The following is a 13,363-nucleotide window of genomic DNA, read 5'->3' as shown; positions in this document are numbered from 1 at the left end:
TGGGAAGTGGATCTACTCATCATCCCCTCTAAGTGCAATCTCATGTACAAGCTCTGTTATCTCCTGCTGCAGCCTGTCCACCATTAGATATATCCTGAAGAGAAGGTAATAGGCCCCCAGTATGCCTATTATAAGGAGAAAATCAAGTCCCCTCCCTATTCCAAGGATGTTCGCGATTTCAGTCGAAAAGGAGGGTCTCAGTGAGAAGAATATGACAGAAACCCAGAGTATCAGCCACAGTATGAGGCCGCCAGGGGATGTCCTTGAATCCCTGAACCTCAGAACAGAGATGAGTATCCCTGCAATTCCAATTAAAATTCCCAGAACCTGGTATATCATGAATTCGCCACCTTTTTAAGTATTCATGGTTAAAAAACCTAAATCTTCCGGAATATATTGAGCAGAAGCCTCAGGAGTATCCTTATACCCACCGATGTGCTTGTCCCCTTGGCAATTGTTTCGGGTGTGTATATGGTCCTTATGGTAACCTCGCACATTCTGAGGCCATTCCTGCGAATCTCCCCGATTATCTCTGATGAAACACCGTAGCCCCTGCTTTTTATATCAATAAGTGATGCCGCCCTGGATGTGAATGCCCTGAGACCTGACTGGGAATCTGAGACTCTGCACCCATAGAAGAGGAGGGTGAGAAGGTTCATTATGGTGTTTCCAAGGTTTCTTGAGAGGGGCATATCCTCGAAATCTCTCCTTCCAATAACCACATCTGCAGAACCCTCCAGGAGGGGTTTTAAGACCCTTTCAATGTCGTCGGGGTCATGCTGCCCATCGGCATCGAAGGTCACCACGTAGTCTGCCCCCTCCTTCAGGGCAGCCCTGATGCCCGTCCTGAGGGCCGCCCCGAGGCCCCTGTTTATGACGTGGGTATAGACAGATACCCTGTCATTCCTGGAGGACATCCTTTTGAGTATCTCTGGAGTTGAGTCCCTCGAGCCGTCGTTAACCACCAGAACCCTGTAACCCCTTTCAAGAAGGGCCTTCAGGACATCCTCTATGGTCTTCTCCTCATTATAGGCTGGTACAACCACAGTGACATTCCCTGGTATCGATTCCATTGGCATTCACTCATATATCGATTAACCATGAATTTTCATGGGATTATGTGGCATGGTACAGTCGAAAAGCGAATACTCATACCTCAATTAACCATGAATCTTCATTGCAAGGGACGCTACCTTCCTTCCAAGGTTCCTGGATGTCTCGATACCCGTTGCATCCTCTGCAGAGTCCCCTTTCGCACCACCGACACCTGTACCCCCATAGTGGGCTGTTGGTGCCGCATCACCCACAACAACAGCCTCGTGTATAAGGAAGAAGTTGTGTATATCGCCACATGCGGTCTCCTGGCCACCGTTCCTTGAGCCCCCAACAGTTATGGCCCCGCCAACCTTATCAGATAATCTGAAATTGCTTCTGAGGGGCCTTGTCCTGTCCATGAACATCTTGGTCTGGGCTGTTACAGAGCCAAAGTACACCGGGCTTCCGATTATTATCCCATCAGCGTCTGCTGCAAGCTCAATCACCTCATTGAGGTCATCGTCGATATCACATTCTCCTTTACTCTTACATGAGTCACAGGCCCTGCAGGGGTTTATATCCCTGCCTGCGAGCCTCACAAGCTCGGTTTCAGCACCCTCACTGGCAGCGGCCTCAAGGGCCTCCCTGAGCAGAATCTCAGTGTTACCATTTTTTCTTGGACTTCCACAAATTCCAATAACCTTAACCATCAGATTCACCTCCTATCCTATTTAGAGGGGCCCCACATCAGGTTTGCCCTCACGCATACCCATCCCTGCATCACGTGTCAGCCTCTCTGGCCTGAAGAGCATCATGATGAGGTTCTGGGCATGTTCCCTTGCCCTGTTATCTGCAAGGACCTTTAGATCTTCAGGGTCATCCTCCTCATCCTCATGGACAAATACCTCAAGTATATGGGTGTTTGTCATGAGCTGAGCCTGTATAAGGCCAGTGGATGCCTCATGGGCACATACCTTATCCTTCTCCTCTGGACCGGGCATTCCGAGGGCCATGACCATTTCACAGCCCTCCTCCTCGATTAGTTTCTTGCAGGCCACCGGAAGATCCTTTATCCCCGGGACGGTTCTCCTTATGATCTTTATACCTGTGGCATGCTTTTTAATCTCATCGATGGCTGCACCACCCATGTCATACCTTGCAAAGGTTGTATCACAGATCCCGACCTTTATCATGATATCACCCTATTTCAGCTGGTCACGGAGTTTTCTCCTGGCCTCCCCGATAGTGAGGGGGTATGGCTCCCCGAATGGGAGGTCATCCTCCTTCTGAAGTATCTCCACCAGATGCGCTATCCTTGGAAGACGGAGGTCGGCGCCCCTTATGGTATCTATATCTGAGAAAACATCTCCTGGTGTTCCCTCACTTATTATCTCTCCCCCGCTTATTATGTATATCCTGTCCGAGTAGAGGGGTGCCAGGTCAACATCATGGGTGGATATGATTATGGTCATGCCCTCCTCATTCAGCTCATGCAGCAGTCTGAGTATCTGCGATGCCCCCCGCGGGTCAAGGCCGGAGGTTGGCTCATCAAGTATCATTATATCAGGTTTCATGGCAAGTATACCTGCTATTGCAACTCTCTTCTTCTCACCCCCGCTCAGGTGGTGGGGGGGTCTGTCCTCGTAGCCTGACATTCCCACCTTCCGCAGGGCGTCCTTAACCCTCTCTTCAACCTCGTCCTCATCAAGTCCCATATTGAGGGGTCCAAATGCAACGTCCTCGTCAACCCTTGGTGCGAACAGCTGGTCATCAGGATTCTGGAATACGATTCCGACCTTCTGCCTGACTTTTATGAGCCCTGATTTACTGTAGTCGATTTCTTTCCCATCTACCAGCACCTTCCCACTGGTTGGCTGCAGTATGCCATTGAAGTGAAGGAAGAGTGTGGACTTTCCTGCGCCGTTGGGGCCAAGAAGGGCCACCACCTCACCCTTTTTTGCATGGAAATCTATACCCTTCAGTGCCTCGGTGCCATCGGGGTAGGTGTACCTGATATTTACTGCCTCAATAATCTTCATGTTCACACCACTGGAAACTGACCATATGATGAATAGTGTTCATTTAATATTTAACTGTGCCCCGGTGGTATCCTCACAGAAGCAGATTAGAAGATGACACCCTTTGATGTGAAAAGAAGCCCCACTAAAAGTAACCCATCAAATAATGCTATCATAACCGCTTCACGGGCTCCAATGGACTGCCTTCTGATGGATGGCATGGTCCCCTGATAGCACCTCGCCTCCATTGAACGGTACACCGTTTCACCCCTCAGCCAGGACCTTATAAAGAGGTTACCTGCAAGGAGCCCCAGGGACCTGTAGGAATTTTTAATACCACTGTAGCCTAGCCTTGAATCCTGGGCATTATACATCACTGACGCCTCCTCAAGGAAAACAAATATGGACCTGTACATGAGGAGGGCTATCTCAATGAAAGCCGCTGGAAGACCCAGCCTTCCAAGTTCATGGAAGACCTCATTGAGGGGTGTCGTGAGTGCGAGAAAGGCAAGACATGAAAACCCGCCGAGTATCCTCGAGAAGACTAGAATACCAGTGTGCAGGCCATCACTGTAGATCCTTAGGCCCATGAATGTTACAAGGGGGTTCACACCAAAGAATAGCGCCATGAGCACGAGTGTCAGAACACCGAATCCCACAGGGATGGCGGCAAACCGCAGGTAGTATGAGGCGGGTATATCCGCTGCAAAGAGAATCAGGAGTGTCATTAGAAATGCGATGATGAGGGGTATAACAGGGTTTGGTGATAGGACTGAAATGAGCATTGTGATAATGGCCAGGGCCATCTTAAAGCCAGGGCTCGTGTTTCTGAGGCCATTGGTATGTGCATAGTGGTCAACAGATATGTTCATCGTCCTTCACCATGAAAAAATTTTATTCAGGGGATTCTCCCCTCCCCCTGTAGTAGCCAAAGACGTATCCTATTATGAGGGCACCTATGGCGGCCTGGAGAGCAAATAGCAAGCTCTCTATCTCACCACTTGGTGGCTCCCATATTGGCTGGAACCAGGGTTTATACCCTGTTTCAGATATTGCCTTGCTTGCACTGTCATCTGCCCCCCCAAAGTATCCCTGATCCTCTCCAAGGCCACTGTAGATTACAAGGGGTGCTATGGCAATCACCGCAACTGCAATGAGCATTATGGTGTGTCTTTTATCCATTTTAACCCTCCACAGCAGGTTTTCCTATAACCTGAAGTTTCTCCATTATATCAGGCTTGAGCTTGAGGATGTTCTCAAATATCACCACGGTGAGAAGGCCCTCGGCAACCGCCAGTGGAACCTGGGTGTAGGCGAATATCACCATGAACTTCACAAGGGCTTCCATGAAACCGGGTTTAGGGAATGCAAGCGCAAGCTGGATTGATGTTGTCACATAGGTCATAAGGTCGCCCAGAAATGCTGCAAGGAAGACCGCGGCAGATGAGGGTATCGCTGACCTTGTGATCCTGTAGATTCCCCAGGCACAGACCGGGCCAATGATACCCATGGAGAACACGTTTGCCCCCAGGGTTGTTATGCCCCCATGGGCAAGGAGCAGCGCCTGGAATATGAGAACAATGAGTGCCAAGACAGATGTGACTGCAGGGCCGAAGAGTACAGCCCCGAGCCCATTACCTGTGGGGTGTGAACAGCTACCAGTTACAGATGGAAGTTTAAGGGATGATAGAACAAACATGAACGCGCCGCTAACTGCAAGAAGCGGTTTTGCCTCGGGCCTCTCATCTGAAATCCTTATTATCCTGATTAAACCATAAACTATGACAGGTGCCGATAGGAGATACCAGAAGAGACACCACTCCGGGGGCAGAAATCCTTCCATGATATGCAATTTATCACCTTCTTGAATCTTTCTAAAGTAAACTTTAAGATATGAGTATATAATATTTTCTATAATTTCTGATTTAAATTAAAGTTTTCTTGAGAGGTGTGTTTGCCCAGAAAAATAGATAACTCCTCTTATTCCACATACCCACACACACCATCAAACACATCATCCCAGAAAAATAGATAACATAACTCCAATAGACTGGTTAACATGAAAATCAAAAACAGACTCATCCTTGCAATGGACCTCATGGACCCCAATGAAGCCCTGAGGGTCACAGGAGAGGTCGCCGAATACATTGACACGGTTAAGATAGGTTACCCCCTGGTACTCTCTGCAGGTATTGAGGTTATCGGGGACTTCAGGGAGAACTTTGGGTGCAGGGCGATAGCCGATTTCAAGGTGGCGGATATACCTGAAACCAATGAGAAGATATGCAGGGCCACCTTCAGGGCAGGGGCCGATGCTGTGATAGTACATGGATTCACAGGTGCAGATAGTGTAAGTGCATGCCTGGAGGTTGCAGATGAAATGAAAAGGGACGTTTTCCTGCTGACAGAGATGTCACATCCAGGTGCAGAGATGTTCATACAGAAATCTGCAGATAGAATAGCAGAGATGGGCGTTGAACTGGGTGTTAAAAACTATGTGGGCCCCTCCACAAGGATAGAGAGGCTTTCAAGACTCCGGGAGATCATCGGCCCCGAAGCATTCCTCATATCCCCCGGTGTGGGTGCCCAGGGTGGAGACCCCTCTGAAACACTGAAATTTGCAGATGCTGTGATCGTTGGAAGGTCAATCTACCTTGCAGAGGATCCCGCTGCTGCTGCAGGCGAGATTCTGGATGCAATAAGAGGTAGATGATTCATTTTAACTTTTAATGTCCATGAAAACAGCCAGCAAAACTATTTTATCCACTATACAGTTTACATGACATGCAACCAGGCCCAAGCGGCCCCCTAAATCCTGATTCTTCCTGCAATTTCATAGGCGACCTCAAAGAGTATGAAAAAGAGGACCGTTGCAGGACCAAAACCGGTATCTGAAACTCCAAGCAGTGAAATAACAGCAAGGATGACTATCACAGCCTTCAGGGAGAACCTGTAATCAAAGAAAAACCTGAAAAAACGACCCTTTTCGTATACCCTGGGGTTATCATTACCATATTCATCAATGTAGGCTCCCGCTGTGCATGCAACAAGAGCAGGGATGCTCAGTGAGGGCACTCCACCAAAAAAAAGGACCAGAAGGAATACCACTGCGGCAAGCACGTGGCTGGGGCAGTCTATCTTACATGATATGAGGGTGCCTGCAAATATCCCGAGGAATATACATGCAGCAGCCGTATCGGCAGTGGAGAGAACACCAGAGGAAAGCCCACAGAGGGCACCGGCCACCATGCCTGTGAGGGGCCTTCCCCACTCATCCTCGGCGTCATCCGCAACCTTCATCAGGAAACCTGAAACTGGAAAAAGAAGTTCAATCATGAAAGGACCTCAAACCTCCATCAATCCCATCAGAGAGTGCAGCTGAAAGTATAAGTGGAAACAGGGCCGTTGCATCCCCAACCACCGTTACAAGATTCGAACCAGCCTGTGCCTTGGCCCACGACTTGGCCTCCTCAAGGGGGGCGCCGCTGAGGCTTCCAGTTTCACTTCGATCCATGGTTATCTGGATCGCAGCATCCACACCACCCCTTAAGAGTGTGGATGCCAGTGTGTAATGCTTTGGAAGTCCCCCTCCAAGTATAACAGCCCCTATCCTCTCATGGCTGAATACAAGGTCAGAGAGGCTGTGCATATCCCTCACAGCATCTAGACATACCCTGTTGTCCTGTGTGTACATCCAGAGCTGTAGGCCGAGCATGCTGTCGATGATCCCCGGGGCATAGATGGGAACACCCCTCATGTGGGCCGTTCTTATGATGGACATCTCATCCTTTAGATGCCCCCCTATTTCGTAAATGAGCTCCTGAATTGAAATATGGGGTTTTGATTTGAATATGGATGAAAAGATGTCCTGCATCCTGGCTTCAAAGACCTCAAAGTCCTCGGACCTTGTGTATATGTCACCTATACGACCTATCCCCTCCTCATGAAGCCTTTCATCATCGAACCCGTATTCCCGGTAATGGGCCCCTCCAAAGGCCTCAAGGAGGTCATGTGTAAGGTTAGCCCCGCTTGTTATGAGTGCTGATATAACTTCCTGATCTATGAGATCCCTTATTATCCTCCTCATCCCACCGGGAACCAGTGGTCCTGCCACGCTCATGAATAATGCCATTTCACTGTCATCAATCATCTCACGGAGCAGCCCTGCTGCCCTGTGGACCCTGCCTGCTCCAAGGACCCCTGACCGCCCCATCTCCCTTATAAGGTCCCCTGCCTTCATGTCGGGTTTTATATTCATATGATTCACATTCAAAAGTAACACTTCCCGTTAGTGATAAATTACAGTTAACTCATGCATGAGCACCCAGAGAACTACAGAATTGTTGCACATCATTAATATATTCAGATCTCTATTAAATATTCAGATCTCCACTATGATCCGATTTTGCGGTATCTTTACTTAAAATCAGGAAAAACTGAGTCTCAATCAAGACCCGCTATGCTGTCAAGGATATCTGTACGGGTTATTATGCCCAAAAGTTTACCCTCACTGTCTGTAACGATCAGTCTCCCTATATTGTGTTTGTTCATGATTTCTATTGCATCAGAGATCATCATTTCAGGTTTAACCGTTATTATATTCTTTGACATGATCTCTGAAACAGGCAGGTTCTCGGTACCCTCTGCTATGGATGCTGTTATGTCACTGAGGGTAACTATGCCCTTCACCTCATCATCCTCCACTATCGGGGCCCCCTCGATTCCCAGTGATGATAGTTTAACCGCGGCATCCTTCACACTGATATCATGGGTGAGTGTCACAAGTTCATGGGTTGCAACCTCCTCAACCGTCCTCTTGGGTATGCTTCTTATGGCGGTGGTGTCCAGGAGGATTATGTTGTCCATATCATCCCTTCCCACTACAACCCCGTCAACAATGAGCTTGTTAACCGGAGTTGGGCCTATGCGCACCCTATCGCCCAGATCAAGTTTTCTTATGCTGCCAACCAGTTTTATTGCGGCCTCACACTCCCCAGGGTCGGGAATGCTTGTGAACTCTATCTTTGCAACTGAAAGGTCATCGATTCTCTCACCGCCCCTGTAGATGGGGACGGCAGTTTCCCTTCCGGTTGATGATATGTTCAGCTGATGGTAGGCCTTTATGGTTGGCTTGTATCCCCCGCGAGGTCCGGGAACACCCTTCACAAGTCCCAGGCTTCGAAGAGACTGCATCTGGTTCCTTATTGTGCCCGGATTGCGGTTCATTATGGCTGCTATCTCCTCACCCTTAATGGATTTGCCGTTTGAATTCCTGTAGAGGTTGATGAGTGTCTGGAGTATTTCTTTCTGAACAGAGGTAAGCATCTTAACACCTGATGATCTATTATGAATAATAATTATAATTATTTTTAATTAATATGCTTTTTTATATTGTGTCAATTATAAATCCTAAAAGCTGATCATCTGCTGATTTTCCTATCCCTCTTAAAGTATATGCAGTGTGCGGGGCTACCCGGTCCCATGGGGTGCCTGCAGTAAAGCTTAATCTCTCCAAGATCCTCAAGGACAACCTCACATCTGTAGACACATTCCGGACATTCTCCTGTGGTTGAAATTATTCTGAAACCTTCCGATGACTTCATATTTAACACTGCAAAAAAATGATAAATCTCTTATTGGGGTTCAAACTTAAATATATTGGGGTGTTGTTAATGGGGATCAATGTCCCAAGGGAATCCCTTGTATCCGCCATATATGACGATCTTAAGGGGAAGGGCCTTGTAAGTCCTGAAGATAGGGAATTGTGCATACAAGACATAAATTACCATCTGGACTACCTGGAGGAGGCCATCAGAAATTCAAGTCCAGAACTCTTTGAGGACTACGTCCTCTGGGCCGATATCCTTCTGAGGAACCTTGGGCTCCCTGAAGAGTGCCTCAGGGGTTCACTTAAAAGTATGGAAAAGGTTATGCTGGAAATTCTAGACGATGAAACCGCTTCCCTTGCTTCCAGCTACATCTCAGGTTCCCTCAGGAAACTTGAAATGGAACATAAACCGCCAAGCTACATCAGGGATCAGCCCCTGAGGGACCTTGCAGAGAAGTACCTTGAACTTGTTCTGAATACAGAGGCAAAAAAGGCCAGGGCCCTCATAATCTCGTCCCTGAACTCCGGTGTGAGTGTTGAGGACATATACCTCCATGTTTTTGAGCCTGTCCAGCATGAAATCGGCAGGTTATGGCAGACCAACCAGATATCGGTTGCCCACGAACACTATGCAACGTCAGTGACACAGATGATAATGTCAGAACTCTACCCGTACATATACCCGGCATCAGAGCGGAAAAACCTCAGGCTTGTTGCTGCATGCGTTAACAATGAGCTGCATGAGATAGGAATAAGGATGGTCAGTGATTTCTTTGAAATCAATGGCTGGGATTCTGTTTACCTTGGGGCCAGCACTCCACCGGAGGATTTCAGAAAGATCGTGGATGAACTGAAGCCTGACCTTGTTGCTGTATCAGCCACCATGACCTTCAACGTTGGACATGTGAAAAGTCTCATAAAACTGCTTGGGGAAGTGGATGATTCTCCCCCTGTAATGGTGGGTGGCTACCCATTCAATGTGGACACTGAACTCTGGAGGAAGGTCGGAGCCGATCTGCACGCCGCCAGTGCCTCCAGCGCCGTGAGGGTGGCTGAAGAATTCCTGAAAACAGAATAGAAGATCCTTTTTAGACTTTAAGCTATTGAAGGTTATAGAATGAATAATAATGGACCTGAGGGTGTTTTCCTTATCCTGAGGAAGGATGGATTCATTGAAAAGATAATAGACCATGGATCCAACATACCCCTGACCATTGAATCCTTCGTTGACCTCATGGATATGGGTAGCCAGGCAAAGGCCTCCCTTTTCATCCAGGAGATCAATGATAAAGGGGCCGCCTATAACTGGGAACTGAATTTAAAGAACCTTAAGACCTACCACTTTTCAGGTTTCATGGCTGATGAAAGGATCTACGCTGTTGGTGCAGCCAGAAAGGAGGATATGATAAAAATCTACCGCCTTGTTGATACTGAGCTGCCTGAAACACCAGAAATGGGTCCATCTGCTGGTGGGGATGTAAAAGAAGAACTATTTGATGAACTCACAAGGCTAAACAACCAGCTCTCTGCAGCCAGAAGAGAACTTCTAAAGAAGAACATGGAACTGGAAAAAGCCCTCAAAGAGAAGGAGATGCTCCTCCGGGAGATAAACCACAGGGTCAAGAACAACCTCATGATAATCTCAAGCATCCTCAATATCCAGTCAAGGTATGTGAAGGATAGGGATGATCTCATGCTCTTCAGGGAGGCCCAGTCAAAGGCCAGAGCAATGGCCATGCTTCATGAGCGGCTTTACACTTCAGGTAAACACAGGAGGGTGGACTTCGGTGAATACCTGAGGGGACTTGTGAGGGACCTCTATCAGACATTCCTATCGGATCCGGGCCGCATAGCCCTTGAGACAGATATAGATGAGGCTGAACTCGATATAAACACGGTTGTCCCCCTGACACTCATTGTAAATGAGCTCTTCACAAATGCAATCAAACATGCATTCCCTGAGGGAAAAAAGGTAGAATAAGGGTTTCATTTAAAAAAGGGGATGGCAGTTACATTCTTGCGATTGAAGATGACGGCGTGGGTCTTCCAGAGAACTTTGACCTCCAGAGCACGCCCAGTATGGGTATGCAGCTTGTAAGAAGCCTTACTGACCAGCTGAATGGTAACCTCAAAGTTGAATCAGAGGGTGGGACCCGTTTCTCAATTGAGTTCAGGGACTGGAAGTAGCCCAGCAAACATTGCAAGCGATACCCCGTTTATATATTTAGAGCCCCAATCATAAACAGGGATTTTTATGGTGGGAAGTGTTTATATACTGGCTGTGAGGGCATTCATTGAGGATGATAACGGAAGGGTTCTCATAATCAAAAGATCTGAAAATTCAAAGACCAACCCATCCACCTGGGAGCTTCCCGGTGGAAAGGTGGGTACCGGCGAGTCCCTTGAGGAGGCCCTCAAAAGGGAGGTCAGGGAGGAAACCGGCCTTGAAATAACCCCTGGTGATGTTATGGGGGTTGTTGAACAGAAGTTCCCGATAATAAACGCTGTTCATATAATAATCCAGTGCAAAGCCGCGGGTAATGTGAAGCTGAGCCACGAACATGAGGGCTTTGCATGGGTTGAACCGGCTGGTCTTTCGAAATACAGACTTGCAGACTGGCTTGCGGACTTTGTGAAGGATATGAAGGTAGAAAGAAAAAGTGAAGGGTCAGGTTTCAGAAATATTCTTGGATTCATAAGAAAGCAATGAATGTAAAGGCTTCTTAAACATCCACCGATTGAAATCTCCTAATCAATGGAAACCTTCTTGACCTCTATGCTGCACTTTCCTCCTTCACAGTACTCAAATACATATCCACATTTACTGCACTTTATGGCCCCAACTATCTCCTGGTCCTCAGGTATGCCTGCCTCTTTCAGTTTTTCCTTATTCTGGGGGTATTTAACCGTTGAGACGTCCTTATCCACTTCACCGCACTCAGGGCATGGCTTTTTTAAATCCTCAACCCTCATGGTATCACTCGTTCGTATTCTATAGAACTATTATGAACCTTCCAACATATAAAGGTCACCACCCATATAGGTTTTAGGGTGAGGAAAATGGAAGTTCTCGAAGCAATTAAAACAAGACGAAGCATAAGGAAATACACCAAGAGAGACGTGCCAGATGAAATGCTCAATAAGATCCTAGAGGCGGCCATGTGCGGACCATCAGCGGTTGACCAGAGACCCTGGCACTTCATAGTAGTGAAAAACAGGGATATGCTTGAGAAGATACCAGAGGTGCATCCCTACGGGGCAATGGTAAAGGATGCCCCCCTTGCAATCATAGTATGCTGTGACACCAGCCTTGAAAAATTCCCTGGATTCTGGGTGCAGGACTGCTCCATTGCGTCACAGAATATACTGCTTGCGGCCCACTCCCTTGGTCTTGGTGCGGTCTGGACAGGTGTATACCCACTTGAAGACCGTGTTGAGGGTATAAGGAGGCTGTTCCAGATTCCAGACCACGTTATACCCTTCTCAGTGATACCCATAGGTTACCCTGCAGAGGACCCTGGAACGAGGGACCTTTTTGACCCTGAAAGGATACATACTGAGAAATGGTAAAAAAATCACTTAATTTGACTGAACATAAGATTTGCAAAAGAAGATCATCAACTGATTACAGGTGAAACTATGAAGATAGTTCTGGGATTACCCAAGGGTAGTTTAAACAATGTTAACCGTGGAAACACCTACAGGCTCTTCAAGGACGCCGGTTATGAGGTTAAGGGCTACGAGCCCGGGCGTGAAGAAAACGAAATAGAGATCACCAACGATCCTGAAATAAAGGCTTACCTCACAAGGCCCCAGAGTGCCCCGGTGGAGCTCAACCGTGAAATGCTTGATATTGCAATAATCGGCGAGGACTGGGTGCGTGAGGAATCCATAAACAGTGGCGATGAGTCCATAAAAAAGATAGGGGATCTTGATTACGGTCAGACAAGGCTTATAGTGGCACTTCCCAGAGAGGAACCCTACACCTCACTGGAGGACTTCTTCCTGAAAAATGCTGATAGGAACACTCCCATACTCTGCTTCACAGAGTATCCCAACCTCACAAGGGACTTTTTCATGAATAATCCTGGCTACAGGGAACTCTTCGGTGACTCAAGACCAGTGGTGCAGATAAGGGGCCTCAGGGATGGTGACAATGAGATGGTCCAGATAATAAACTCTGATGGTGCAACCGAGGTTTACATCGCCAAGGGCGCAGACCTCATAGTGGACAACACCCAGACAGGAAGCAGTCTTAGAAAGGCGGGCCTCAAGATAATTGATACCATAATGGAATCAAGCGCCGGGCTCTATGCTGGACCATCATGCACCGGTGAAAAACTTGAAAAGGCTGAGATGATATTCAAACAGCTCTACGGCGCCACCAAGGCCAGGAACTACTTTGATGTTAAGTTCAACATAGCAAACCACAGGGCAGAGGATGTGGTTGAGTTCCTCATGAAGATGGAGTACTGCTCAGATGAGCCGACCGTCGTTCCAGGCGGGGAATTTTCACAGATCAACGTCCTCATAGATAAAAGGAGATTCCCTGAAATGCTTGAAGAGATAAAGGGCTTCGGAGCGTCTGCAATAGTACGAGAAAACGTGAAACAGTACATAAGATAGGCTTCAGAGCATCAGCAACAGTACGGGAAAACATAAAACAGTACATGATATGGGTTATCTGATTTTCTTTTTCAGA

The 13,363-nt window shown here is 47.7% G+C and carries 20 protein-coding genes; 7 read left to right on the top strand and 13 right to left on the bottom strand.

Annotated features, from left to right (window positions below):
• Positions 1–12 precede the first annotated feature (12 nt).
• The 8 genes from MTBMA_RS02885 to cbiM all read right to left on the bottom strand — a co-directional run bounded on the left by MTBMA_RS02885 (position 13) and on the right by cbiM (position 4,905).
• Positions 13–339 (bottom strand): DUF2304 domain-containing protein, encoded by a 327-nt coding sequence (locus tag MTBMA_RS02885; RefSeq protein ID WP_013295406.1) that lies wholly within the window; start codon positions 337–339, stop codon positions 13–15.
• 38 nt (positions 340–377) lie between these two features.
• A complete protein-coding gene (locus MTBMA_RS02880; RefSeq protein WP_013295405.1) occupies positions 378–1,073 on the bottom strand; it encodes a glycosyltransferase family 2 protein in 696 nt (231 codons plus the stop codon).
• A gap of 87 nt (positions 1,074–1,160) precedes the next feature.
• A complete protein-coding gene (locus tag MTBMA_RS02875; RefSeq protein WP_013295404.1) occupies positions 1,161–1,745 on the bottom strand; it encodes a flavodoxin family protein in 585 nt (194 codons plus the stop codon).
• Positions 1,746–1,766: 21 nt separating this feature from the next.
• A complete protein-coding gene (ribC, locus tag MTBMA_RS02870; RefSeq protein WP_048901271.1) occupies positions 1,767–2,225 on the bottom strand; it encodes a riboflavin synthase in 459 nt (152 codons plus the stop codon).
• 12 nt (positions 2,226–2,237) lie between these two features.
• Positions 2,238–3,074: an ATP-binding cassette domain-containing protein gene (locus MTBMA_RS02865; protein WP_013295402.1), complete on the bottom strand. Its 837-nt coding sequence runs from the start codon at positions 3,072–3,074 to the stop codon at positions 2,238–2,240.
• Between the two features lie 86 nt (positions 3,075–3,160).
• The gene (gene cbiQ, locus MTBMA_RS02860) at positions 3,161–3,925 is read right to left on the bottom strand and encodes a cobalt ECF transporter T component CbiQ (protein ID WP_013295401.1); all 765 of its coding nucleotides are present in this window, start codon (positions 3,923–3,925) and stop codon (positions 3,161–3,163) included.
• A gap of 22 nt (positions 3,926–3,947) precedes the next feature.
• The gene (locus MTBMA_RS02855) at positions 3,948–4,235 is read right to left on the bottom strand and encodes an energy-coupling factor ABC transporter substrate-binding protein (protein WP_013295400.1); all 288 of its coding nucleotides are present in this window, start codon (positions 4,233–4,235) and stop codon (positions 3,948–3,950) included.
• A 1-nt stretch (position 4,236) separates the two neighbouring features.
• The gene (cbiM, locus tag MTBMA_RS02850) at positions 4,237–4,905 is read right to left on the bottom strand and encodes a cobalt ECF transporter S component CbiM (RefSeq protein ID WP_013295399.1); all 669 of its coding nucleotides are present in this window, start codon (positions 4,903–4,905) and stop codon (positions 4,237–4,239) included.
• Positions 4,906–5,112: 207 nt separating this feature from the next.
• On the opposite strand from cbiM, the gene pyrF reads away from it, so the two are divergent.
• On the top strand, positions 5,113–5,766 hold the full coding sequence (gene pyrF / locus MTBMA_RS02845; RefSeq protein ID WP_013295398.1) for an orotidine-5'-phosphate decarboxylase: 654 nt from the start codon (positions 5,113–5,115) through the stop codon (positions 5,764–5,766).
• Positions 5,767–5,861: 95 nt separating this feature from the next.
• Here pyrF and MTBMA_RS02840 read toward each other — a convergent pair whose 3' ends face one another.
• The 4 genes from MTBMA_RS02840 to MTBMA_RS02825 all read right to left on the bottom strand — a co-directional run bounded on the left by MTBMA_RS02840 (position 5,862) and on the right by MTBMA_RS02825 (position 8,656).
• Positions 5,862–6,389, bottom strand: a complete 528-nt coding sequence (locus MTBMA_RS02840) for a hypothetical protein (RefSeq protein ID WP_013295397.1) — start codon at positions 6,387–6,389, stop codon at positions 5,862–5,864.
• Positions 6,382–7,326, bottom strand: a complete 945-nt coding sequence (locus tag MTBMA_RS02835) for a deoxyhypusine synthase (RefSeq protein ID WP_013295396.1) — start codon at positions 7,324–7,326, stop codon at positions 6,382–6,384. Before MTBMA_RS02835 ends, MTBMA_RS02840 begins: the two co-directional genes overlap by 8 nt.
• 170 nt (positions 7,327–7,496) lie before the next feature.
• Positions 7,497–8,378: a CBS domain-containing protein gene (locus MTBMA_RS02830; protein WP_013295395.1), complete on the bottom strand. Its 882-nt coding sequence runs from the start codon at positions 8,376–8,378 to the stop codon at positions 7,497–7,499.
• A gap of 95 nt (positions 8,379–8,473) precedes the next feature.
• Complete coding sequence (locus MTBMA_RS02825) at positions 8,474–8,656, bottom strand: hypothetical protein (RefSeq protein WP_013295394.1); 183 nt, start codon at positions 8,654–8,656, stop codon at positions 8,474–8,476.
• Between the two features lie 69 nt (positions 8,657–8,725).
• Between MTBMA_RS02825 and MTBMA_RS02820 the strand changes: the two genes are divergently transcribed.
• The 4 genes from MTBMA_RS02820 (at position 8,726) to MTBMA_RS02810 (ending at position 11,371) form a co-directional block, all read left to right on the top strand.
• Positions 8,726–9,739, top strand: coding sequence for a cobalamin B12-binding domain-containing protein (locus tag MTBMA_RS02820; protein WP_013295393.1), 1,014 nt, complete (start codon positions 8,726–8,728; stop codon positions 9,737–9,739).
• Between the two features lie 39 nt (positions 9,740–9,778).
• Positions 9,779–10,642 carry a sensor histidine kinase gene (locus MTBMA_RS02815; RefSeq protein ID WP_013295392.1) on the top strand — a complete coding sequence of 288 codons (864 nt, stop codon included), beginning with the start codon at positions 9,779–9,781 and terminating at the stop codon, positions 10,640–10,642.
• Entirely contained in the window at positions 10,639–10,848 is a 210-nt protein-coding gene (locus tag MTBMA_RS08970) for an ATP-binding protein (protein ID WP_148215536.1), read from the top strand. Before MTBMA_RS02815 ends, MTBMA_RS08970 begins: the two co-directional genes overlap by 4 nt.
• Before the next feature lie 67 nt (positions 10,849–10,915).
• Complete coding sequence (locus MTBMA_RS02810; protein ID WP_013295390.1) at positions 10,916–11,371, top strand: NUDIX hydrolase; 456 nt, start codon at positions 10,916–10,918, stop codon at positions 11,369–11,371.
• 38 nt (positions 11,372–11,409) lie between these two features.
• Here MTBMA_RS02810 and MTBMA_RS02805 read toward each other — a convergent pair whose 3' ends face one another.
• A complete protein-coding gene (locus tag MTBMA_RS02805) occupies positions 11,410–11,634 on the bottom strand; it encodes a TIGR04165 family Cys-rich peptide (protein ID WP_013295389.1) in 225 nt (74 codons plus the stop codon).
• Positions 11,635–11,721: 87 nt separating this feature from the next.
• On the opposite strand from MTBMA_RS02805, the gene MTBMA_RS02800 reads away from it, so the two are divergent.
• Both MTBMA_RS02800 and hisG read left to right on the top strand, forming a co-directional pair.
• Positions 11,722–12,231: a nitroreductase family protein gene (locus tag MTBMA_RS02800; RefSeq protein WP_013295388.1), complete on the top strand. Its 510-nt coding sequence runs from the start codon at positions 11,722–11,724 to the stop codon at positions 12,229–12,231.
• 69 nt (positions 12,232–12,300) lie between these two features.
• Positions 12,301–13,287 (top strand): ATP phosphoribosyltransferase, encoded by a 987-nt coding sequence (gene hisG, locus MTBMA_RS02795; protein ID WP_013295387.1) that lies wholly within the window; start codon positions 12,301–12,303, stop codon positions 13,285–13,287.
• Positions 13,288–13,363: the final 76 nt, after the last annotated feature.

Source organism: Methanothermobacter marburgensis str. Marburg, assembly GCF_000145295.1.
Classification (GTDB): domain Archaea; phylum Methanobacteriota; class Methanobacteria; order Methanobacteriales; family Methanothermobacteraceae; genus Methanothermobacter; species Methanothermobacter marburgensis.
The sequence above is the reverse complement of the archived record's forward strand: the minus strand, read 5'-3'. Positions and strand labels throughout refer to the sequence as shown.

Coding starts and splice junctions, on each gene's coding strand:
- MTBMA_RS02825 (WP_013295394.1), bottom strand. CDS start 8,656: ATGAAGTCATCGGAAGGTTTCAGAATAATTTCAACCACAGGAGAATGT.
- MTBMA_RS02885 (WP_013295406.1), bottom strand. CDS start 339: ATGATATACCAGGTTCTGGGAATTTTAATTGGAATTGCAGGGATACTC.
- MTBMA_RS02805 (WP_013295389.1), bottom strand. CDS start 11,634: ATGAGGGTTGAGGATTTAAAAAAGCCATGCCCTGAGTGCGGTGAAGTG.
- MTBMA_RS02830 (WP_013295395.1), bottom strand. CDS start 8,378: ATGCTTACCTCTGTTCAGAAAGAAATACTCCAGACACTCATCAACCTC.
- MTBMA_RS02855 (WP_013295400.1), bottom strand. CDS start 4,235: ATGGATAAAAGACACACCATAATGCTCATTGCAGTTGCGGTGATTGCC.
- pyrF (WP_013295398.1), top strand. CDS start 5,113: ATGAAAATCAAAAACAGACTCATCCTTGCAATGGACCTCATGGACCCC.
- MTBMA_RS02810 (WP_013295390.1), top strand. CDS start 10,916: ATGGTGGGAAGTGTTTATATACTGGCTGTGAGGGCATTCATTGAGGAT.
- MTBMA_RS02865 (WP_013295402.1), bottom strand. CDS start 3,074: ATGAAGATTATTGAGGCAGTAAATATCAGGTACACCTACCCCGATGGC.
- hisG (WP_013295387.1), top strand. CDS start 12,301: ATGAAGATAGTTCTGGGATTACCCAAGGGTAGTTTAAACAATGTTAAC.
- MTBMA_RS02820 (WP_013295393.1), top strand. CDS start 8,726: ATGGGGATCAATGTCCCAAGGGAATCCCTTGTATCCGCCATATATGAC.
- cbiQ (WP_013295401.1), bottom strand. CDS start 3,925: ATGAACATATCTGTTGACCACTATGCACATACCAATGGCCTCAGAAAC.
- MTBMA_RS02880 (WP_013295405.1), bottom strand. CDS start 1,073: ATGGAATCGATACCAGGGAATGTCACTGTGGTTGTACCAGCCTATAAT.
- MTBMA_RS02875 (WP_013295404.1), bottom strand. CDS start 1,745: ATGGTTAAGGTTATTGGAATTTGTGGAAGTCCAAGAAAAAATGGTAAC.
- MTBMA_RS02815 (WP_013295392.1), top strand. CDS start 9,779: ATGAATAATAATGGACCTGAGGGTGTTTTCCTTATCCTGAGGAAGGAT.
- MTBMA_RS02800 (WP_013295388.1), top strand. CDS start 11,722: ATGGAAGTTCTCGAAGCAATTAAAACAAGACGAAGCATAAGGAAATAC.
- MTBMA_RS02840 (WP_013295397.1), bottom strand. CDS start 6,389: ATGATTGAACTTCTTTTTCCAGTTTCAGGTTTCCTGATGAAGGTTGCG.